The 19,686-nt window shown below is 46.1% G+C and carries 22 protein-coding genes and 1 riboswitch; of the genes, 5 read left to right on the top strand and 17 right to left on the bottom strand.

The genetic code is table 11. The features are described from left to right. Positions 1-85: 85 nt before the first annotated feature. The 5 genes from NE638_RS03980 to pcrA all read right to left on the bottom strand — a co-directional run bounded on the left by NE638_RS03980 (position 86) and on the right by pcrA (position 6,166). On the bottom strand, positions 86-439 hold the full coding sequence (locus NE638_RS03980) for a CGGC domain-containing protein (protein WP_044961569.1): 354 nt from the start codon (positions 437-439) through the stop codon (positions 86-88). 36 nt (positions 440-475) lie between these two features. Further along, on the bottom strand, positions 476-1,231 hold the full coding sequence (locus NE638_RS03985) for an ABC transporter ATP-binding protein (RefSeq protein WP_021651662.1): 756 nt from the start codon (positions 1,229-1,231) through the stop codon (positions 476-478). Then, positions 1,231-2,316 (bottom strand): FecCD family ABC transporter permease, encoded by a 1,086-nt coding sequence (locus NE638_RS03990; protein ID WP_173745801.1) that lies wholly within the window; start codon positions 2,314-2,316, stop codon positions 1,231-1,233. Before NE638_RS03990 ends, NE638_RS03985 begins: the two co-directional genes overlap by 1 nt. A 14-nt stretch (positions 2,317-2,330) precedes the next feature. Next, the gene (locus NE638_RS03995) at positions 2,331-3,425 is read right to left on the bottom strand and encodes an ABC transporter substrate-binding protein (protein WP_148448563.1); all 1,095 of its coding nucleotides are present in this window, start codon (positions 3,423-3,425) and stop codon (positions 2,331-2,333) included. Positions 3,426-3,528: 103 nt separating this feature from the next. After that, a riboswitch (cobalamin riboswitch) is annotated at positions 3,529-3,824 on the bottom strand. Between the two features lie 98 nt (positions 3,825-3,922). Then, a complete protein-coding gene (gene pcrA / locus NE638_RS04000) occupies positions 3,923-6,166 on the bottom strand; it encodes a DNA helicase PcrA (protein ID WP_173745830.1) in 2,244 nt (747 codons plus the stop codon). 145 nt (positions 6,167-6,311) lie between these two features. Between pcrA and NE638_RS04005 the strand changes: the two genes are divergently transcribed. Then, the gene (locus tag NE638_RS04005; RefSeq protein WP_021651658.1) at positions 6,312-6,932 is read left to right on the top strand and encodes a DUF1836 domain-containing protein; all 621 of its coding nucleotides are present in this window, start codon (positions 6,312-6,314) and stop codon (positions 6,930-6,932) included. Between the two features lie 131 nt (positions 6,933-7,063). On the opposite strand, the gene NE638_RS04010 is transcribed toward NE638_RS04005, so the two are convergent. Continuing rightward, on the bottom strand, positions 7,064-7,381 hold the full coding sequence (locus NE638_RS04010; protein WP_015526079.1) for a YerC/YecD family TrpR-related protein: 318 nt from the start codon (positions 7,379-7,381) through the stop codon (positions 7,064-7,066). Positions 7,382-7,620: 239 nt separating this feature from the next. Here NE638_RS04010 and NE638_RS04015 point away from each other — a divergent pair, with 239 nt between their 5' ends. Genes NE638_RS04015 through NE638_RS04025 form a run of 3 tightly spaced genes read left to right on the top strand, consistent with a single transcriptional unit; the run spans position 7,621 to position 9,778 of the window. Further along, complete coding sequence (locus tag NE638_RS04015) at positions 7,621-8,310, top strand: YesL family protein (protein ID WP_173745802.1); 690 nt, start codon at positions 7,621-7,623, stop codon at positions 8,308-8,310. Continuing rightward, entirely contained in the window at positions 8,310-9,251 is a 942-nt protein-coding gene (locus NE638_RS04020; protein ID WP_059086751.1) for a TIGR01212 family radical SAM protein, read from the top strand. Before NE638_RS04015 ends, NE638_RS04020 begins: the two co-directional genes overlap by 1 nt. A 14-nt stretch (positions 9,252-9,265) precedes the next feature. Continuing rightward, on the top strand, positions 9,266-9,778 hold the full coding sequence (locus NE638_RS04025) for a DUF4364 family protein (protein WP_059086750.1): 513 nt from the start codon (positions 9,266-9,268) through the stop codon (positions 9,776-9,778). A 28-nt stretch (positions 9,779-9,806) separates the two neighbouring features. Here NE638_RS04025 and NE638_RS04030 read toward each other — a convergent pair whose 3' ends face one another. The 11 genes from NE638_RS04030 to infC all read right to left on the bottom strand — a co-directional run bounded on the left by NE638_RS04030 (position 9,807) and on the right by infC (position 18,920). Beyond that, entirely contained in the window at positions 9,807-11,129 is a 1,323-nt protein-coding gene (locus NE638_RS04030; protein WP_173745803.1) for a replication-associated recombination protein A, read from the bottom strand. Positions 11,130-11,311: 182 nt separating this feature from the next. Then, positions 11,312-12,076: a polysaccharide deacetylase family protein gene (locus tag NE638_RS04035; protein ID WP_147603280.1), complete on the bottom strand. Its 765-nt coding sequence runs from the start codon at positions 12,074-12,076 to the stop codon at positions 11,312-11,314. A 102-nt stretch (positions 12,077-12,178) separates the two neighbouring features. Further along, positions 12,179-12,799: a cytidylate kinase-like family protein gene (locus NE638_RS04040; RefSeq protein WP_110102931.1), complete on the bottom strand. Its 621-nt coding sequence runs from the start codon at positions 12,797-12,799 to the stop codon at positions 12,179-12,181. Between the two features lie 10 nt (positions 12,800-12,809). Continuing rightward, on the bottom strand, positions 12,810-13,520 hold the full coding sequence (locus tag NE638_RS04045) for an ABC transporter ATP-binding protein (protein ID WP_015526086.1): 711 nt from the start codon (positions 13,518-13,520) through the stop codon (positions 12,810-12,812). Positions 13,521-13,534: 14 nt separating this feature from the next. Then, positions 13,535-14,293, bottom strand: a complete 759-nt coding sequence (locus tag NE638_RS04050; protein ID WP_147603281.1) for an ABC transporter ATP-binding protein — start codon at positions 14,291-14,293, stop codon at positions 13,535-13,537. A 2-nt stretch (positions 14,294-14,295) separates the two neighbouring features. Further along, a complete protein-coding gene (locus NE638_RS04055) occupies positions 14,296-15,369 on the bottom strand; it encodes a branched-chain amino acid ABC transporter permease (RefSeq protein ID WP_173745804.1) in 1,074 nt (357 codons plus the stop codon). A 10-nt stretch (positions 15,370-15,379) separates the two neighbouring features. Continuing rightward, positions 15,380-16,264 (bottom strand): branched-chain amino acid ABC transporter permease, encoded by an 885-nt coding sequence (locus tag NE638_RS04060; RefSeq protein WP_015526088.1) that lies wholly within the window; start codon positions 16,262-16,264, stop codon positions 15,380-15,382. Between the two features lie 96 nt (positions 16,265-16,360). Then, positions 16,361-17,518: an ABC transporter substrate-binding protein gene (locus tag NE638_RS04065; RefSeq protein ID WP_015526089.1), complete on the bottom strand. Its 1,158-nt coding sequence runs from the start codon at positions 17,516-17,518 to the stop codon at positions 16,361-16,363. 236 nt (positions 17,519-17,754) lie between these two features. Further along, positions 17,755-18,111 carry a 50S ribosomal protein L20 gene (gene rplT, locus NE638_RS04070; protein WP_015526090.1) on the bottom strand — a complete coding sequence of 119 codons (357 nt, stop codon included), beginning with the start codon at positions 18,109-18,111 and terminating at the stop codon, positions 17,755-17,757. A gap of 33 nt (positions 18,112-18,144) precedes the next feature. Next, positions 18,145-18,342 (bottom strand): 50S ribosomal protein L35, encoded by a 198-nt coding sequence (gene rpmI / locus NE638_RS04075; RefSeq protein WP_021651646.1) that lies wholly within the window; start codon positions 18,340-18,342, stop codon positions 18,145-18,147. Positions 18,343-18,425: 83 nt separating this feature from the next. Then, positions 18,426-18,920: a translation initiation factor IF-3 gene (gene infC, locus NE638_RS04080; protein ID WP_015526092.1), complete on the bottom strand. Its 495-nt coding sequence runs from the start codon at positions 18,918-18,920 to the stop codon at positions 18,426-18,428. Positions 18,921-19,360: 440 nt separating this feature from the next. On the opposite strand from infC, the gene NE638_RS04085 reads away from it, so the two are divergent. Beyond that, positions 19,361-19,684 carry a DUF1540 domain-containing protein gene (locus tag NE638_RS04085; RefSeq protein WP_021651645.1) on the top strand — a complete coding sequence of 108 codons (324 nt, stop codon included), beginning with the start codon at positions 19,361-19,363 and terminating at the stop codon, positions 19,682-19,684. Positions 19,685-19,686: the final 2 nt, after the last annotated feature.

Consider the following 19,686-nt stretch of genomic DNA (forward strand, 5'->3'; position numbering starts at 1 on the left):
AGAACTTACACAAATTTTCGCAGAAACATTCTATAAAAAAATCGCCGTATTTCCGGCATTTCCGGAAAGATACGGCGGTTTTCTCTTATTCTTTATGGGTTCCTCGAATCACTTTGATCCCGCGTTCTTCTATCAGACCGCAGATCTGTGTTATCCGCGGACATTCCTTTTTTTCCTCATTCAGACGGCATACCCCGACATGGATGACGCTGATCTTTTCACTGACCAGCCGATCTGCCTTTTCCAAAATCCCCTCATCTTCAGCAGGTTCTTTTGCATTGGTTTCTTTGCATCCGTTGCATGTCATCACAGCTGCCAGAATCGTATCTTCCGGATAGCCGGAAAAAAAATCTCTTCTTTCCCGAAATGCAGACAGACATCCTGCCCTGGTACACACATCATTGGAATTAAGGCATGTCAAAATCCCGATCTTTTTCATCTTTTTCCCTCTATGCATCCCGCCTCACAGCCAGAATCATAAAAACAAAATATGCATCTTTCCGCGGCTGTCGTAAACGATCTCCGCTTCTACTTTATAGATCCTGCGGATCAGCTCCGGGGTCAGGACTTCTTCCGGCGTTCCGTAACCTTCCAGAACTCCGTCCTTCAGTACATAGATCTTATCACAGTATGCTGCTGCAATATTCAGATCGTGAATAGCGGAGATCACGGTTACATTAAGTTTTTTCACCAGCTCCATCAGCATGATCTGGTGGGTAATGTCCAGATGATTGGTAGGCTCATCCAGAATCAGTGCAGAGGTCTGCTGGGCAAGTGCTCTTGCCAGGATCACCCTCTGCTGCTCTCCTCCGGAAAGAGTGGAAAAGGTACGGTCTGCAAACGCCTCCATCTGTACGGTTTTCAGCGCTTCATCCACGATCTGGTAATCTTTTGCATTGTCCCGTTCCAGAGTCTTTTTATGAGGCGCACGCCCCATAAGAACCACCTCGCGGACCGTAAAATCAAAATTATAATAATTGTGCTGTGCCACCACGGCCATTTTTTTCGCAGAGCTTCGAACACTCATGGAATGAAGCTCCTCGCCGTCCAGATACACGGCTCCTGCGTCTGGTTTCAGAATACGGTAAATGCATTTCAGCAAAGTGGATTTTCCGCTTCCGTTTGGTCCGATGATTCCTACCAGTTCCTTATCCTGGGATTCCATGGAGATTCCCTTCAGGATCTGTCTGGCGTGAAAGCCAACCTGAATATTTTCTGTGGTGATCTTCATTACCGGGCACCTCCGAATCCATAGGATTTCCGCACAAGCAGATAAATAAAGCAGGGAGCACCGATAATGGATACCAGCACACCGATGGGCATCTCGGAATTTTTAAGGATCACACGACATGCCACATCGCACCAGATCAGAAACGATGCACCAAGAAGCGCACTTAAGGGGAGCAGTTTTCTGTGATCTGTTCCAAAAAGGATCCGGACCACATGAGGGATCACCAGTCCCACAAATCCGATTACACCGGCACAGTACACGGCAAATCCGATCATAACAGAAGCAATGATCAGATAAAAAGTCCGCAGTCTGTGCAGATCTGTTCCAAGGGTAATGGATACGTCATCTCCCAGAAGCATCAGATTCAGGTTCCGGTACTGCGTCCAGAAAACAGCCACGCACACCAGCGTGACCGGAAGCATTACTCCCACTCTGGTCCAGCTTGCTCCGGCAAGACTTCCCATGCTCCACTTCATAACTTCTGTTGCCGCATTTTTGTCATTGGTAATATAAATGACAAAATTGGAAAAAGCAGAACAGACTGCGCTGACCGCCATTCCCGCAAGGATCAGTTTTGCGGAAGTTGCCTTTCCACCCATGTTTGCAATGGCGATCACCGCAAAAGAAGTGATCATCGCGCCAATGAAAGCTGTGATTCCCACAGAGTTTCCACCAAGAAAGCTTCCGATTCCAAGCATGATGGCCAGTGTGGCACCCAGAGATGCACCAGATGAGATACCCAGCACATACGGGTCTGCCAGCGGGTTCTGCACGATAGCCTGCATCACCACGCCGCACACGGAAAGAGCCATTCCAACTGCCAGAGCCAGAAGGACTCTAGGCAGCCGGATCAGCCACACAACATCATGAACTGCGCCTTCCGCATAGGCGGACAGACTTTTTATATGAAACAATTTATAAGCGATAACGCTGTATACATCCTTCAGTGACAGATCCGCATTTCCAAAAGTGATGGCTGCAAGTATGGAAAAAATAAGGAATCCTGCAAGTCCGATGAGAACTGCCACATACATGGATGTTCTGAGCACCTTATCTTTTTTTCTCTGTGAAGCTGTTTCTTTCACTGCATTTTCTCCGATCAGTCAAGATTTACGTCCGGATATAATCCCTTTGCAAAAGTTTCGATTCCGTCCTGGGTACGTGTTGCACTTGCATACATCTCACTGAGCATGATCGGGTAAACACGTCCGTTCTTTACTGCGTCAAGGCTCTTCAGGGACTCATCATCCTGGATCACTGCAAGCTGGCTGTTCTTAACAGTTTCCGGATCATCTCCTGCATATGGCATGTAAACCACAAAGATCACGTCAGGGTTGGCTGCGATGATATCCTCTTTTCCAACGGTGGAAGCATCCGGGTTTGCAAGAGTTGCGCCTAACTGTGTTACCATATCTCCGCCAAGGCTCTTTACGCCATAGTTTGTGATGTCATCTCCAAGAGGCTCCAATACCATTACGCTTGGTTTGTCTTTTACATCTGCAGTTGCAGTAAGAGTTTTGTCGATCACTGCTTTTGCATCATCAACGATAGCCTGTGCTTTGTCCTGTACATCGAAGATCTTTCCGATATTTAAGATATCTGTGAATTCATTTTCCAGTGTTCTGTCGCCGTCCGGACGAGTATTGGTGTTGTAGTAGGTGTTGCAGCCTTTGTCGATCCAGTCTGTTACATTTCCCAGATTCTCATCAGAGAAAAGAGAGCTCCAGGATAAGATCATATCCGGCTCCAGCATTGTTACAGTTTCAAGGGATGGGGTAAATTCGTCAAGATAATTTGTTTTTGAGAATGCTTCTTTGAGATCTTCCGGAACTTCATTATCAAGACCTGCGGTAGCTACCAGGTGGTCTTCCAGACCAAGTGCGAGCATAGTCTCAATGCTTCCCTGATATACAGCAAGGACTTTTTCCGGTGCTTTTTCATAAGTGGTTTCGATTTCGTTTCCATCGTAATCATAGGTTGTGATGGTCAGAGGATATTCTGTCTTGGTTGCCTCTGCGGAAGAATCTTCGGTGTCTGCAGACTCTGTACTGTCTTCTGCTGCCGGCTGATTGTCTTCCTTGATGGTCTCGGAGTCTGCTCTCTCTGCGGCATAAACAGCCGGAGCTGCTGATACGGTCATTGCCGCTGCCATTACCATTGCCATGATTCTTGTGGATACATACTTGTTTTTCATTTCATTTCCTCTCTTTTCGCCTGTTTTATCTCCTGTTGCCTATGGGTAACCGAAAAGATGGGGCTTCATAAAATCTGCACGGAACACTTTGTACGGAAGCTCCCACTTACATACTGTCAAGCAGGTTTCCTGACTTACAGACTCAGAAAAAACTCCGCAAAATAAAAACTGATACACCATTCATCTTTTAGCCGATCATGAATGATGTATCAGAATTTTCTCCAGAATCTCTCTGACATCGGGATTTCGCCTTCTCACATGAGTTTCTGCAATGGCATGTGAAATCCCTTCTTCTGTATACAGTGGCCGCAACCGCTCAGGCTTTTTACCCGATTCCCTCTCACAGTATCCGACAGCATATGTGCCGGTGATACTGTCCACTTCACAGCAATTCAATTACGCTGATACTGATTCTAACATACCGGTTTTCCAATTACAACCTTGAGGCCGGATTTTTACATTTTTTTGCAGAAATAGTCTGCCCGGAGAGATCCCTCTCAGATCTTTTTCAGCTTGGCAAAACCGGCGAACATTTTTTTCACGCCGACTTTGTCAAAGTCTACCGTCACTTCGTAGTCTCTGCCGCCGTCTGCGATATTTTTTACGATACCGACTCCGAATTTCACATGACGGACCGTGTCTCCCTCACCATAGTCCAGGCTGTCCGCCTTCTTCACTGTGAAATCTTTTTTCTGCAGGGTGCTCTTTGCCTGGAAATTCATTTTCATCTGGGCATAGGCGCTTTTCGGAGATACGATATCATCTACCCTGGGCTTTTTCTCCTGAATGGTATGTCCAAGATCTACCAGCTCCCGTGGAACCTCCCTTACAAAACGTGACACACGGTTATACTGAGTCTCCCCACGGATCATCCGCTGTTTTGCACAGGTTAAGGTCAGTTCCTTCATGGCACGGGTGATCCCCACATAACAGAGCCTTCGCTCCTCCTCGATATCCGACGGATCACCGGACCAGATGGAAGCATACCCCGGAAAAACACCGTCCTCCATTCCCACGATAAATACATTTGGGAATTCCAGTCCCTTGGCACTGTGAAGGGTCATCAGCAGCACATAATCCTGATCCGGATCAACAGAATCGATATCTGCCACCAGTGCGATCTCCTCCAGAAATGCAGAAAGTGTTGCCGGCTGTCCGGCCTCCTCCATGGCTTCCTGGAAGGATTCTGTCTTGGAGATCAGCTCATCGATATTTTCGATCCTCGCCTGGGCCTCCTCCGTTTTCTCTGCCTCCAGTTCCTTCACATAACCGGTAAGCTCAATGACCTCTTCCAGGGTTTCACGGACTGTATAGGCCTCTGCCTTACTTTTCAGTCCCTGGATAAAGGATACAAAATCATTGATCTTTCCTGCTGCCCTGCCAATGGACGGTACTTCCTCCACCACGCGGAGCGCATCGTAAAAGCTCAGGTTCATCATATCCGCATAGTCCTGGACACGGCCGATGCTGGTGAGTCCGATCCCTCTTTTTGGCACATTTAAGATCCTGCGCACAGCCAGATCATCACTGGCATTGTCAAGGGTCTTCAGATAGCTTAACAGATCCTTGATCTCTTTGCGGGCATAAAAGTTCACGCCGCCGACAATCTTATAAGGAACATTTGCCAGGAGAAATTTCTCCTCAAAGAGACGGGACTGGGCATTGGTCCGATAAAGTACTGCACAGTCCTTGTACTGGAATTTCCCGTTGCGGCGCCCCTGGATGATCTCTCCTGCAACATACTCCGCTTCCTCAAATCCGTTGTTGAACTGACGGAAATGTACTTTATCGCCCTCTTCGTTCTCTGTCCAGAGGCGTTTTTCCTTACGCTCTGTGTTGTTGACGATCACCTCATTGGCTGCATTGAGGATGTTCTGGGTAGAACGGTAATTCTGTTCCAGGCGCACCACCTTAGCCTCAGGAAAAACCTTCTCAAAGCCTAAGATATTCCCGATATTTGCTCCACGAAAACGATAGATGGACTGATCATCATCACCAACCACACAGAGATTCTTGTATTTCTCGGCAAGAAGACTTACAAATTTAAACTGGGCAGTATTGGTATCCTGATACTCATCCACCATAATATATTTGAAACGTTCCTGATAATAGTCCAGGATATCCGGATTATGCTGAAAAAGCTCCACAGTCTTCACGATCAGGTCATCAAAATCCAGCGCATTGTTTCCCCGGAGGATAGACTGATATTCCTTATACATACCGGCAATCTTCCGTGCATCCGGATCGCCGCCCGCATTCAGCTCCATCTCTTCCGGTGTGATCAGTTCATCCTTGGCATGGGAAATCTCAGCAAGAACAGCGCGTTCCTTGTAGATCTTGGTATTGATATCAAACTTCCGGAAGATTTCCTTCATGACTGTTTTCTGGTCGTCGGCATCATAGATGGTAAAATTACTGCCAAAGCCCAGCACCTCAATATGTCTGCGCAGGATCCTCACGCAGGCGGAATGGAAGGTGGAGACCCATACGCTCTCCGCACCCATTCCCGCAATTTTATTCACACGTTCCCGCATCTCACTGGCGGCCTTGTTAGTAAAGGTGATCGCCAGGATATTCCATGGGTTTACACCCTTTTCTTCCATTAAATAGGCGATCCTGTGGGTCAGCACTCTTGTTTTTCCGGAACCGGCTCCTGCGAGGATCAGAAGTGGTCCCTCTGTATGTACGGCAGCTTCCCGCTGCATAGGATTCAATGTGTCCAAAGCATCATGTATACTCATTTTGATCTCCATTTCTTTTTCCATATGAACAGTATCTTTATATACTATCATGACTTTACTTTCCGGTAAACCCACCTCTCTGAAAAAAAGTTTCTTTACAAGTAGTATTTAAAACTATATAATAGGGAGCAGAGGTGATAATGCGATGACAGAAAACGAAAAAGAAATGATGAACAGCATTTTTGCAAAAATTGCTGAGCTTGATTATATAAAACCCGATGAAATTCCCAATATTGCTCTTTACATGGATCAGGTCACAACCTTTATGGAAGATAATCTCGCTTCCACCAAGCGTCATGATGATGACAAGATCCTGACCAAGACCATGATCAACAATTACGCAAAGAACAAGCTCCTTCCCCCGCCGGAAAAAAAGCGGTATTCCCGGGAGCATCTGCTGATGCTGATCTTTATCTACTATTTTAAGAATATCCTCTCCATCAGTGATATCCAGACCCTTCTGGGACCGATCACCGAGAAATACTTCAAGTCCGTTACAGAAAAGGACATGACTTACATCTACCAGGAGGTTTTCAGTATGGAGCAGTCACAGATCCGTTACCTGGAAAAGGATCTTATGCGCCGTTTCAAAAGTGCCGGAGAAATTTTTGAGGACGCCGACCCGGAGGATAAGGAATTCCTTCACCAGTTTTCCTTTATCTGTCTTCTTAGCTTCGACGTATACATGAAAAAAATGATCATCGAAAACATGATCGACCACATGAATTCCTCAAAAGATACGGATTCCTCAAAAAAAGACAAATAATATCCGGAGCTCACATCCGGTCATAAACGTGCGTCGCCGGGCGCACCGAAAAAAAAAGAGACAGACGCACGATCGCCTGTCTCTTTTTCGTTACAGCATTATCCGTTATCATCACGGTATGGACGTAAGCCTTATTCTGCTTCGCCGCCCTGCTCCCCGTTATCCTTCTTCATACGTGCAAATACCATCTCATAACCATCATTTCCATAGTTCAGGGAACGGTTCACACGGCTGATCGTAGCTGTGGAAGCTCCTGTTTTCTCGGAAATATCAAGGTATGTACGCTTATCAGTAAGCATCTTGGCTACCTCGAAGCGCTGAGATAAAGAAAGCAGCTCATTGATGGTGCACACATCCTCAAAAAATGTATAACACTCTTCCTTATCCTTCAGGCACAGGATCGCTTCAAAAAGATGATCCACAGCCTCCGTCCTGATTTTTTTGCTCATTGTTACGCTCCTTTAAAATACATAAATTTCGTCTAATACAATACTGATATTTTAACACTCTAAATCGTGATAAGCAAGCCTTTTAAGGAAATTTAATAAACTATTTCGCTATTTTGTCTTTCTATAGCGGACACATGATTTTCCCATTTCCACTGCCCCGGAAAACATTTGGGATTTGCTTTTTCTGCTGTGATTGGGTATACTTAAAATAATATCCAAAAGAAAAGGAGACTTATCAAATGAATCGTTTTTTCAACATGGACAACAAATTCTTCGTGTTCATGGGACGCGTAGCAGACCTGCTTCTTCTGAATTTTCTGTGCATCCTCTGCTGTATTCCGGTTGTCACCGCAGGCGCCTCCATAACAGCTCTCTACTATGTCACACTGAAGATGGCAAGAGACGAAGAATCTTATATTGCCCGCAGCTTTTTCCGCTCATTCAAACAGAACTTCAAACAGGCGACCATCATCAATATCATCATGCTCCTCACCGCTGCTGTTCTGTTTATCGATCTTCGAATCGCCAGAGCCGGAAGCGGAGCTATGTACAAAGGACTTTTCAGCCTGTTCATTGCATTTGCACTGATCTATGTGATGATCCTTCTGTACATTTATCCGATCCTTTCCAAATTTTTTAATTCCGTCAAGAATACCTTTGTAAATGCATTCCTGATGTCCGTCCGCCATCTTCCGCTGACACTTTTGATGCTTGTGATCTCTGCGTCTCCGCTCCTTCTGATGTGGCTTTTTGCTTATGTGAGCTACGCACAGTTTACATCCATCCTGATCATGCTTTTTATTCTGATGGGATTTTCCACGCTGGCCTACTGGAAATCAAAGATCTTTGTAAAGATCTTCGATAACTATATACCGAAAGATGAAAACGAAGAAAACGGCGAAGAGAAAAACGAACCGAAAGAGGCATAATGAAGCGCTGGAACGACAAGCCTTATCATTCTCTGGACTATATGCTCCGGGAGCGATACGGCGAAAAGGTCTACCGGGTTGCATTAAACGGCGGCATGTCTTGTCCCAACCGTGACGGCACCCTGGGCAAAAAAGGCTGCATCTTCTGCAGCCAGGGCGGAAGCGGAGATTTTGCAGCAAACGCCGCTCTTTCCATTACAGAGCAGATCAACACACAGATCAAAAGTCTCTCTTCCAAACGCCCGATCCATAAATATATCGCCTATTTTCAGGCATATACAAACACATATGCTCCTGTGGAACACCTGCGTAAGATCTTCACAGAAGCCATCTCCCATCCGGATATCGTGGCACTGTCCATTGGTACCAGACCGGACTGTCTGGGAGATGATGTACTGGAGCTTCTTTATTCCCTGAACCAGATCAAACCGGTGTGGGTGGAGCTGGGACTCCAGACTATCCATGAAGATACCGCCAGATATATACGGCGCGGCTATCCACTGTCCTGTTTTGATACCGCAGTGAAAAATCTCCGCGCAGGCGGCATCGAAGTGATCGTCCACACCATCCTGGGGCTTCCCGGCGAAAGCCGGAAGGATATCCTGGAAACAATGGCTTATCTGAACGCCATGGATATCCAGGGGATCAAGCTGCAGCTTCTTCATGTACTGCGTGGTACAGATCTTGCCGCTGATCATGAAGCCGGTCTTTTCCGCACTTATGAACGGGATGAGTATCTGAACCTTGTCATTGACTGTCTGGAACATCTCAGACCGGATATCGTGATCCACCGGGTCACCGGCGACGGACCGAAGGATCTGCTGATCGCACCTTTATGGGCCAGCCGCAAACGAGAAGTTTTAAACCTTCTTCATCACCGGATGAAAGAAAGAGCAAGTTTTCAGGGAAAAGCTCTCGAAGCCCTTTCCCGCAGCCAGTAAAAAGGAGGATTCTTATGGCATCACCTTTTACAACCTATAAGCTTATTATTTTATATATGCTGCAGAATTCCGATGGGGATCTCACAAATTCCCAGATCACCGATTTTATCCTGGACCGGAAATACACCAATTATTTTCAGCTCCAGCAGGCAGTTTCCGAACTTGTGGAGGCAGATCTGGTGGAAATGTCTTCACAGTCCAACCGCAGTTACTATCGACTGACCTCCGAGGGAAAAAACACTCTGAAATATTTTTCCAAAGAACTTTCCTCTGACATCAAGAAAGAAGTGGAAGAATATCTCAATTCCCTCCACTGCAAGATCGAAGAACATCTCCTGACTCCTGCAGATTACTATCCCACCAAAGAGGGTAGCTACTCGGTACGTCTGCGGATCATCGAAAGCGGCGTCAGCATCGTTGATCTCAGCATCAATGTGCCAAATCTTGCTGCTGCACAGTCTGTATGTGAAAGCTGGCCTTATAAATACCAGAATGTTTATGACAAAATAATGGAGGAGCTTCTCTGAGAGGCTCCTCCGTTTTACTTATATTCATTTATTTCGCTTCTTCGTGGATCTTCTTCATATGCTCTTTCAGTTTCTTTTCATATCCCATATCACTGAGCTCGTAAAAATGTTCTCCTTTGATTTCTGGTGGCAGATACTGCTGTTTTACATAGTGGTTCGGATAATCATGGGCATATTTATATCCGATACCATGACCCAGACTTTCGTGGCCACCATAATGGGCATCCTGCAGATGCACCGGAACGGTTGTCTTCTTCGCCTTCACGCAGCGCATGGCTTCCTGTATGGCATTTACTGCAGAATTGCTCTTGGGTGCACAGGCCATGTATGTAACTGCCTGGGAAAGAATGATCTGGGACTCCGGCATTCCCACACGTTCCACTGCCTGTGCTGCTGCCGTTGCCACGCAGAGGGCCTGGGGATCTGCGTTTCCGATATCTTCGGAAGCAAGGATCATGATCCTTCTTGCGATAAATTTCACATCTTCTCCTGCATAGAGCATTTTTGCCAGATAATAGACTGCCGCATCCGGGTCGGAGCCTCGCATGCTCTTGATAAAGGCAGAAATGATATCATAATGATTGTCCCCGTTCTTATCGTAGCGCACCACCCGCTTCTGGATACACTCAGAAGCCACCTCAAGGGTCAGATGGATCTTACCATCTGTATCACGGGGTGTGGTAAGGATTCCCAGTTCTATGGCGTTTAAGGCGCTTCTGGCGTCTCCTCCTGCCATATCTGCCAGAAATTCCAAAGCATCCTCCTCGATCACCGCCCCATAGCTTCCCATTCCACGTTCCGGATCGTTAACCGCACGCAAGATCAGTTCCTTTATCTCCGGTATCTCCAGGGACTTCAATTCAAAGATGATCGATCTTGAAAGAAGCGCTCCGTTTACCTCAAAATATGGATTCTCTGTTGTGGCCCCGATAAGAATGATGGTTCCGTCCTCCACAAAGGGAAGAAGATAATCCTGCTGTCCCTTGTTGAAACGGTGGATCTCATCAATGAACAGAATAGTCTTTTTCCCATACATGCCGAGATCGTCCTGTGCCTGCTTTACAACTGCTTCCATATCTTTCTTCCCTGCTACGGTTGCATTGATCTGGGTAAAGCTGGCGCTTGTGGTATTGGCGATGACTTTTGCCAGGGTGGTCTTTCCGGTTCCCGGAGGGCCGTAAAAGATAACAGATGTCAGCTTATCCGCCTTTATGGCACGATACAGCAATTTATCTTTTCCTACGATGTGCTGCTGTCCCACCACCTCATCCAGCGTTCGCGGACGCAGCCTGGATGCAAGAGGTGACTCCTGATCCAGCGTTTTTGACTTTGCGTATTCAAATAAATCCATGGCTTTCACTCCTGTATTTTCTGTAAAAAGCGGATATTCACGATCCGTATTCTTTTCATAGATCTGTATCCGGCAACGATCGTTTCATTTGTTTCCGGCATACGGACAGATTCCTTATTTTTATAATTTTACCTGTTTGCACATAAAAAAGCAATCGTTTCTGCCTTTTCGGCAAATCACAGTTACATCACCAGCAGCTGATCTGCAGTTACCAGGTCATATCCTTCTTCCGTAAGCATATCCGCAATCTCCAGGGCCGCTTCCACGGAGGTAGAAAAGCTGTCATGCATCAGGATAATGGAGCCATCCTTCACTTGTCTTTTTACGATATTTTCCACAGAACGGACATTTTTTGATTTCCAGTCCAGGGTATCCACATCCCAAAATACCGGCAGCATGGTCACACAGAGCTCCAGATCCTTCGGCCAGGCACCGTAGGGCGGGCGAAGATACATGGGATACTCTCCGGTGATCTCGTAGATCTCATTATTCGTCTTTATGATCTGCTGACAGGCCTGATCACCGGGAAGCTTATCAAGCTGCACGTGATCATACGTGTGATTACCGATGAGATGACCGTCTCTCTGCATCTGCGTTACAATCTCCTCATTTCCCCGGATATTTTTTCCCATAAGAAAAAATGTGGCATGGATTCCACGCTTCCGCAGGCCATCCAGAAGCAGAGGTGTATATGTTGCATGCGGTCCATCATCAAAGGTAAGAGCCACACGTGGACGATCCTCTTTTTCGCTTCTGTCAGAAGCTGTCTCAGTCACCGGTTCTGCTGCTTTTTGTCCGTACTGCGCCGCCACCAGCCGGAGCATCCCCTCACCGGCGATCATTCTGGTCACCCACATCCGAAATGCACTGTCTGAGATTTTTCCATATCCGCTGAGCAGGATCAATACCATTGCCACTACACAGAAATATTTTTTTCGCTTATCCATATTTCCCGCCGGATCAAATATACTTTTCCACAATATATGAAAAAATCCCCGGGAAAAGACTTTTGGCTTTTCTTTCCCGGGGAATATTCTCTGATATATGTCTTATTTTTTCAGGATCTCAAGTGCACTCTCGATCTCCTCCACGCATTTCTCATAACCAAGGGTACCGTTATCCAGGCACAGATTATATTTCGTCATGTCTGCCCAGTCAACACCCATGAAACGTTTGCAGAAATCTTCTTTGCGTTTGTCATCCTTATGCATAAATTTCTCAATATCCTTTGTAGTTCCGCTGAGTTTCTTACTTGCCTCACGGATACGGAAATCCCAGTCTCCGTAAACAAACACACGAAGAACATTGGAATAATCCTTCAGAATCATATTTGCACAACGTCCGATGATCACACAGGACTCTGTTTCTGCCAGCTGCCGGATCACCTTTGCCTGATAATTAAACAGGTTCTCATCGGATGTAAAATCCTTGCTCTGAGGCGGGATCAGCTCACCCTTGTAGATTCCGGACTTTGCAAAAAATCTCTGCTTTGTACTGACATTTTCATCTGCCCTTCCAAAAAGCTGCTCATGAATGCCACTCTCCTCGGATGCCATACGGATGATATCCTTATCATAGTAAGAAATCCCTAATTTCTTTGCAAGCTCCTCTCCGATGGTACGTCCACCGCTTCCATACTGTCTTGCAATGGTAATTACGAAATTATCCATGTCTTTCCCCCTACTCTCCAAGATATGCCTTCTGAACGGCCTCGTCATTCAGAAGATCCTCTGCCTTTCCATCCATAGTAATGCTTCCTGTTTCCAGAACGTACGCTCTGTCCGCAATGGAAAGAGCCTTCTTCGCATTCTGCTCAACCAGAAGCACTGTAGTTCCGCTCTCACTTACCTCGCGGATAATGTCAAAAATCTCATTTACAAAAATCGGCGACAGACCCATGGACGGCTCATCCATCAAAATGATCCTTGGTCTGCTCATCAGTGCACGTCCCATGGCAAGCATCTGCTGCTCACCACCGGAAAGTGTTCCGGCACGCTGTCCTTTACGTTCTTCCAGACGCGGAAATCTCTTGTATACACCAGCAAGGCTCTCTGCGATCTCTGCCTTGTCTTTTCTTGTGTAAGCTCCAAGAAGAAGATTCTCATAAACGGACATATCCGCAAATACTCGTCTTCCTTCCGGAACGTGTGCCATTCCCATTTCTACGATCTTATGGGCTGGTGTTCTTGTGAGGTCTTTTCCCTCAAACACAATGCTTCCGGACTTCGGAGAAAGAATTCCGGTAAGTGTCTGAAGTGTGGTTGTCTTTCCGGCACCGTTGGCACCGATCAGCGCAATAACCTCTCCCTGATTTACATGAAAAGAAATTCCCTTCAGAGCCTGGATCACACCATAATAGACCTGGAGGTCCTTTACTTCCAACATTGCCATTGTCTCGTTCCTCCTTATTCTCCCAGATATGCAGTGATAACCGTCGGGTCTTTCAGCACTGCAGATGTCTCACCCTGGATCAGTACCTGACCGAAGTTCAGAACTGTAAGTTCCTCACAGATACCGCCCACCAGTTTCATGTCGTGCTCGATCAGAAGAACAGTCATATCAAAATGCTCCCGCACAAAACGGATAGTATCCATCAGCTCCTGTGTCTCATTCGGGTTCATACCAGCCGCCGGCTCATCCAGGAGAAGAAGCTTCGGCTCTGTGGCAAGAGCTCTAGCGATCTCCAGTTTACGCTGTTTACCATAAGGCAGATTTCCTGCCAGAGTGTCTGCTTCCTTATCCAGATCAAACACCCTCAGTATCTCCATGGCACGTTCATTCATCTCTTTTTCTACCTTGTAATATTTCGGCAGTCTTAAGATCCCGGTCAGTGTGGAATATGGATGATGATTGTGAAGTCCTACTTTTACATTGTCAAGAACCGGCATATCCTTGAAAAGACGGATATTCTGGAAGGTTCTGGCGATTCCGGCCTTGTTGATCTCGATGGTGCTTTTTCCGGTGATGTCCTGGCCGTCCAGTCTAATGATTCCCTCTGTTGGTTTGTATACACCTGTGAGAAGGTTGAATACCGTTGTCTTACCGGCACCGTTAGGTCCGATCAGTCCATAGAGCTGTCCCTTCTCAATGGTCATATTAAAGCCGTCAACAGCACGAAGACCGCCGAACTGGATAGACAGATTATTTACTTCCAGCATTGCCATGATCAGGCCACCTCCTTTTTCGCTTTTTTGCCTTTGAATTTTTCTACCATGCGTGCTCTCCAGTCTCTTGCTGCCGGTGCCCAGTTAAAGAGCATCATGATGATCAGCACGATTGCGTAGATCAGCATACGGTAGTTTGCGAATCCACGGAGAAGCTCAGGCAGTGCATAGAGGATAATTGTTGCAATGATAGATCCTCTGATATTTCCGATTCCTCCAAGTACTACATACACAAGTACCAGAATGGACATATTGTAATCGAATACAGAAACCTTAAGAAGAGAAAGGTTATGTGCATACAGCACACCTGCAACTCCTGCAAGGGCTGCAGAAATGGTAAATGCCAGCAGCTTATATCTGGTGATATTGATTCCTACAGACTCCGCTGCAATACGGTTGTCCCTGGTTGACATAATAGCACGTCCGCTTCTAGAGTTTACAAGGTTCTGTACAATAAACAATGTGAGAAGAAGCAGGATCACGCCGATCAGGAAAAAGTAATTCTTGATATCTTTATAAAGAGTTGCTGTTCCCGAAATACCAAGGGCACCTTTGAGAATCTGCTTTCCGCCGGCTTCCAGATGAAGACCGGCTGCACTTGTTGCAACGTGAAGTCCTTTGTCATCCACGCCAATGTAAAGTACATTGATCAGGTTCTTGATGATCTCACCAAAAGCCAGTGTAACAATAGCCAGGTAGTCACCGCGGAGACGAAGTACCGGGATACCGATGATCACACCGAACAGTGCTGCAACTGCCGCACCTACAAGGATTGCAAGGATAAAGCGAGGAACCTGCGGAATGGAGTCTGCAACAACCTGTGAAAACAGGGCACTGGAAAAAGCTCCCACGCACATGAAGCCCGCATGTCCAAGGCTCAGCTCACCGGAAAAACCGACTACCAGGTTCAGGGAAACTGATGCAATGGTATAAACACAAAGGGGAACAAGAAGTCCCATAAGAAGTCTGGAAAGATTTCCAGTTGAGGAAAGTGCCTGTACGATCACAAAAAGCACAATGACAATTCCATAGTTGATCATGTTATTTTTTGTTGTTTTGTTTTTCATATTCTTCATATCGGCCACCTTACACTTTCTCCTGGATGTTCTTGCCGAACAGTCCGGTAGGTTTTACAAGAAGCACGACGATCAGGACTGCAAATACGATCGCATCTGCAACCTGGGAAGAAATATAAGCTTTTCCGAAGATCTCGATGATTCCCAGAAGGATGCCGCCGACCATAGCTCCCGGAATCGAACCGATTCCACCGAATACAGCAGCTACGAAAGCTTTGATACCAGGCATGGCTCCTGTGTACGGAGTCAGTGTCGGATAAGTCTGACAGAGCAGAAGGCCTGCGATCGCTGCAAGTCCGGAACCGATGGCAAATGTGAGGGAAATTGTCGCATTGACGTTAACTCCCATCAGCTGTGCCGCATCTCTGTCCTCGGAAACCGCCTGCATGGCACGGCCAGGTTTTGTCTTTTTTACAAAGAGAGAAAGTCCCACCATGATGATGATACATGCAAGGATGGTTACGATGGTGATTCCCTTGATGGTAAGCTCACCGTCAAACAGTGTGATGGACGGAACTTTGATAACAGCTACGAAACTCTTGGCATCTGCGCCGAAGATCAGAAGTGCCAGGTTCTGAAGCAGATAACTGACACCGATAGCCGTGATAAGAACGGCCAAGTTTGAGGAAGCTTTTCTAAGTGGACTGTAAGCTACCTTCTCAATGACAACACCAAGCAGTGTACAGATCACAACGGAAAGGATCACAGCAAGGATCGGTGACATGCCGCCTCTTGTGATACAGGTAAGGATGATATAAGCTCCCACCATGATAACATCTCCGTGTGCGAAGTTCAGCATCTTGGCAATACCATAAACCATGGTATATCCAAGTGCGATGATCGCATAGATACTGCCAAGACTGATGCCGTCTTTTAAATAAGATATAAAACTCATAACGCACCTCTTTTAATTGTTTATTGATAAGGGAAAAAGGGGACGGTTCCCACTAAAGGTGACCGTCCCCTGACCCCTAACGTTAACAGAAATTACTTATTTCATCTCTACATAAGCACCGTCTTTGATCTCGAATGCTTTCGGCTCTTTATCACACTCGCCATCCTCGGTCCATTTTGCTTTTCCGGTAAGTCCGTCAAGCTCGATGTTTGCCATGGATGCGCTCATTGCTGCACTGATGTCTGCATTTTCCATATCTGGTGTGATCTTTGCATCGTCAGCTGCAAGCTGCATTGCGTAAAGTACATCATATGTATCTGCCGCAAACTGGTTCGGGATCTCACCGTTGTGAGCATCGCCGTATGCTTTTACGAAGTTCTGGCTCTTCTCATCTGTAGCTGTTGCGGAGAATGGTGTCAGAAGCATAACACCCTCTGCAAGGGATTTATCGAAGTTCTCTACATTGAGGATACCATCCATGCCATCTACACCAAAGAATTTAATGTCAAGTCCTGCCTCAGATGCCTGCTGAAGGATCAGCGCATTGTCGGAATAGTAGTTCGGAAGGAAAAGAAGCTCAGCGCCGCTCTTCTTGATCTTTGCAAGCTGTACAGAATAGTCTGTGTTGCTGTCTGTTGTGTAAGCCTCATCTGCAACTACTTCAAGTCCGTCATCAGCAGCTGCTGCAACGAATGCGTCATGTACACCGGAGTTGTAGTCAGCAGCGGAATCATAAAGTACTGCTACTTTCGTTGCAAGTTTGTGCTCGGAAATGTACTGAGCAGATTTGGTTCCCTGTGCCGGGTCTGTGAAGCACATACGGAACTCGTTTGTTCCTGCTGTGATACAGTCAAGTGCTGTTGCGGATGGTGTGAAGAGGAATGTATCCTCAGCTGCCTCAGCTCCTACTGCGATACAGGAACCGGATGTTACAGTTCCACAGAGCATCTGCATTCCTTTATCGATCAGGTCATTGTATGCGTTAACAGCCTTCTCCGGATCTCCCTGGTCATCACCTGCGTCAAGAATCTCTACTTTATATCCGTTGAATCCACCGTTCTCGTTGATCTCATCAGCTGCGATCTTGGCTGCGTTGTATACGTTGGTACCGTACTGTGCGTAATCACCTGTCATCGGTCCGATCACACCGATCTTAAATGTCTCATCTGCTGCAAAAACTGACGTAGGCATCATCATAGCTGCTGTCATCGCTGCTGCTGATGCAACGCCGATTACTTTCTTCCAATTCTTCATAATAATCTCTCCTCCTGCGCTTTGTCGCGTTACTAATGTTTAATGGTAAAATTATAGCATCGCATATTTTTTATTTCAAGGGCAAATTTAGTTATCTGTTGTTTTTCGTCTGATTGCACAACGCGGACACTTGTCCGCTGTACAGCTTGTGTCGTTTTTCGGCAAATTGTCTGAATTTTTTTACAAAAAAATCCAGGGAAAAATTCCCTGGACTCCTTCGTCTCTTAATACTTTACTTATGCGATTGCTTTCTTAGCGATCTCAGCAAGAGCTGTGAAGCCTGCTGCATCGTTAACAGCCATCTCTGCAAGCATCTTTCTGTTGATGTCGATGTTTGCAACCTTAAGGCCGTGCATCATTTTGCTGTAAGAAAGTCCGTTCATTCTTGCTGCTGCGTTGATACGAGCGATCCAGAGCTGTCTGAACTGACGTTTCTTCTGTTTTCTTCCTGCATAGGAGCTTGTAAGAGCTCTCATTACAGACTGTTTTGCTACTCTATACTGTTTGGAACGGGCTCCTCTGTAGCCTTTTGCCAGTTTTAATGTACGGTTATGTCTTTTCTTTGCGTTTAATCCGCCTTTAATTCTTGCCATTTCTTAATTCTCCTCCTGTTCGTCTTCTCTATCTTATAAATATGGTAATACTTTCTTCATGCTCTTTACATTAGTAGAATCAACAACAGTAGATTTTCTCAGATTTCTCTTTCTCTTCTGAGATTTCTTTGTAAGGATATGGCTCTTGTAGGCTTTATTTCTTACTAATTTTCCTGTACCTGTTTTTTTAAAGCGCTTTGCTGCTGCTCTGCAAGTTTTAATTTTTGGCATTATGAATTCCTCCTTGATTTGGTACTTCTAAATTTTATATAGCATCCCGTTCTGCCCGGCTGTTGCCGTGAAGACTGAGATATCTACCGTTTCTCAGTCAGAAACATAGTCATGCTTCTGCCTTCTACCTTCGGAGCCTTCTCTACAGTCGCTATATCGGACAGAAGATCTGCGAAGTCATCAAGCACATGCCTACTGCTGGACATATGTGCCATCTCTCTTCCGCGGAAACGAAGTGTAACCTTAACTCTGTCGCCCTTGCTAAGGAACTTTCTTGCTGCATTTACCTTCGTCTTCAAATCATTCGTATCAATGTTCGGGGAAAGACGCACTTCTTTGACATCGATGGTTTTCTGCTTTTTTCTGGCCTCTTTTTCTTTTCTTGCAAGCTCGTAACGGTATTTACCGTAATCGATGATCTTGCATACCGGCGGTTTCGCCTGTGGGGCAATCTTTACAAGGTCAAGTCCTGCCTCCTGCGCTTTCGCCATCGCTTCTCTGGCGGACACGATTCCAAGCTGAGCTCCGTCCGGACCAATCAAGCGTACCTCTCTGTCTCTGATCTGTTCGTTAATCATTAAACCGCTAATTGTTGTACACCTCCATGAACATGATAGAATTATTTTTTTCTTTCTCATTAATGTAGCTTAAGCCGCACAAAAAAAGCGCAGACAGATGTCCACACTTCAAATAATTACACCTGCGCACTGATGGTTGGCCCGTCCGCAGTACTGTGCAATATTGACCTGAGTCGCTTATCTTCAGCGCTGAGGTGAGAGTGAACTCTGCTTTCTTTTCGCTACGTACTTTAAGAGGATACCATGGTGTCTGCTATTTGTCAACTGTTTTTTATATTATTATGTATTTATTTTTTGAGTATAAATTTTTCTTCTTCCGGACATACTATGCAACATCGGAATCTGTCAAGCCTTACCGCAGTGCTGACGATCAGAAAGGATGCGCATTCCGGCAGGCTGACGGTTTCCGGTAAAATCATAATTATCAGGAGGACACTTTTATGACAAGTCTTAAATGCTCCGCACACAACTGCTGCTATAACAAAAATTCTCTCTGCTCCAGGGGATCCATCAGTGTCGAAGGTGCAGATGCTCGTTATGCGGACGACACCGCCTGTGAAAGCTTCCGTGACCAGGAAGAGTGTGCTGTAAAAAATTCCGCAGATCCCTGCTGTGGGTGTGAGACCATTAACATCGACTGCAAAGCACACAACTGCACCTACAATGAGCACTGCAAATGCACCGCAGCTTCCATCAATGTATCCGGTGCCAATGCGCATCGCTGCTGTGATACAAAATGTGATACTTTCAGCTGCGAATGCTGATA

It is taken from the genome of Blautia sp. MSK.18.38, assembly GCF_024460535.1.
Classification (GTDB): Bacteria; Bacillota; Clostridia; order Lachnospirales; family Lachnospiraceae; genus Blautia_A; species Blautia_A fusiformis.

Coding starts and splice junctions, on each gene's coding strand:
- NE638_RS03980 (WP_044961569.1), bottom strand. CDS start 439: ATGAAAAAGATCGGGATTTTGACATGCCTTAATTCCAATGATGTGTGT.
- NE638_RS03985 (WP_021651662.1), bottom strand. CDS start 1,231: ATGAAGATCACCACAGAAAATATTCAGGTTGGCTTTCACGCCAGACAG.
- NE638_RS03995 (WP_148448563.1), bottom strand. CDS start 3,425: ATGAAAAACAAGTATGTATCCACAAGAATCATGGCAATGGTAATGGCA.
- pcrA (WP_173745830.1), bottom strand. CDS start 6,166: ATGAGTATACATGATGCTTTGGACACATTGAATCCTATGCAGCGGGAA.
- NE638_RS04005 (WP_021651658.1), top strand. CDS start 6,312: ATGACAGAAAACGAAAAAGAAATGATGAACAGCATTTTTGCAAAAATT.
- NE638_RS04010 (WP_015526079.1), bottom strand. CDS start 7,381: ATGAGCAAAAAAATCAGGACGGAGGCTGTGGATCATCTTTTTGAAGCG.
- NE638_RS04015 (WP_173745802.1), top strand. CDS start 7,621: ATGAATCGTTTTTTCAACATGGACAACAAATTCTTCGTGTTCATGGGA.
- NE638_RS04020 (WP_059086751.1), top strand. CDS start 8,310: ATGAAGCGCTGGAACGACAAGCCTTATCATTCTCTGGACTATATGCTC.
- NE638_RS04025 (WP_059086750.1), top strand. CDS start 9,266: ATGGCATCACCTTTTACAACCTATAAGCTTATTATTTTATATATGCTG.
- NE638_RS04030 (WP_173745803.1), bottom strand. CDS start 11,129: ATGGATTTATTTGAATACGCAAAGTCAAAAACGCTGGATCAGGAGTCA.
- NE638_RS04035 (WP_147603280.1), bottom strand. CDS start 12,076: ATGGATAAGCGAAAAAAATATTTCTGTGTAGTGGCAATGGTATTGATC.
- NE638_RS04040 (WP_110102931.1), bottom strand. CDS start 12,799: ATGGATAATTTCGTAATTACCATTGCAAGACAGTATGGAAGCGGTGGA.
- NE638_RS04045 (WP_015526086.1), bottom strand. CDS start 13,520: ATGGCAATGTTGGAAGTAAAGGACCTCCAGGTCTATTATGGTGTGATC.
- NE638_RS04050 (WP_147603281.1), bottom strand. CDS start 14,293: ATGGCAATGCTGGAAGTAAATAATCTGTCTATCCAGTTCGGCGGTCTT.
- NE638_RS04055 (WP_173745804.1), bottom strand. CDS start 15,369: ATGAAGAATATGAAAAACAAAACAACAAAAAATAACATGATCAACTAT.
- NE638_RS04060 (WP_015526088.1), bottom strand. CDS start 16,264: ATGAGTTTTATATCTTATTTAAAAGACGGCATCAGTCTTGGCAGTATC.
- NE638_RS04065 (WP_015526089.1), bottom strand. CDS start 17,518: ATGAAGAATTGGAAGAAAGTAATCGGCGTTGCATCAGCAGCAGCGATG.
- rplT (WP_015526090.1), bottom strand. CDS start 18,111: ATGGCAAGAATTAAAGGCGGATTAAACGCAAAGAAAAGACATAACCGT.
- rpmI (WP_021651646.1), bottom strand. CDS start 18,342: ATGCCAAAAATTAAAACTTGCAGAGCAGCAGCAAAGCGCTTTAAAAAA.
- infC (WP_015526092.1), bottom strand. CDS start 18,920: ATGATTAACGAACAGATCAGAGACAGAGAGGTACGCTTGATTGGTCCG.
- NE638_RS04085 (WP_021651645.1), top strand. CDS start 19,361: ATGACAAGTCTTAAATGCTCCGCACACAACTGCTGCTATAACAAAAAT.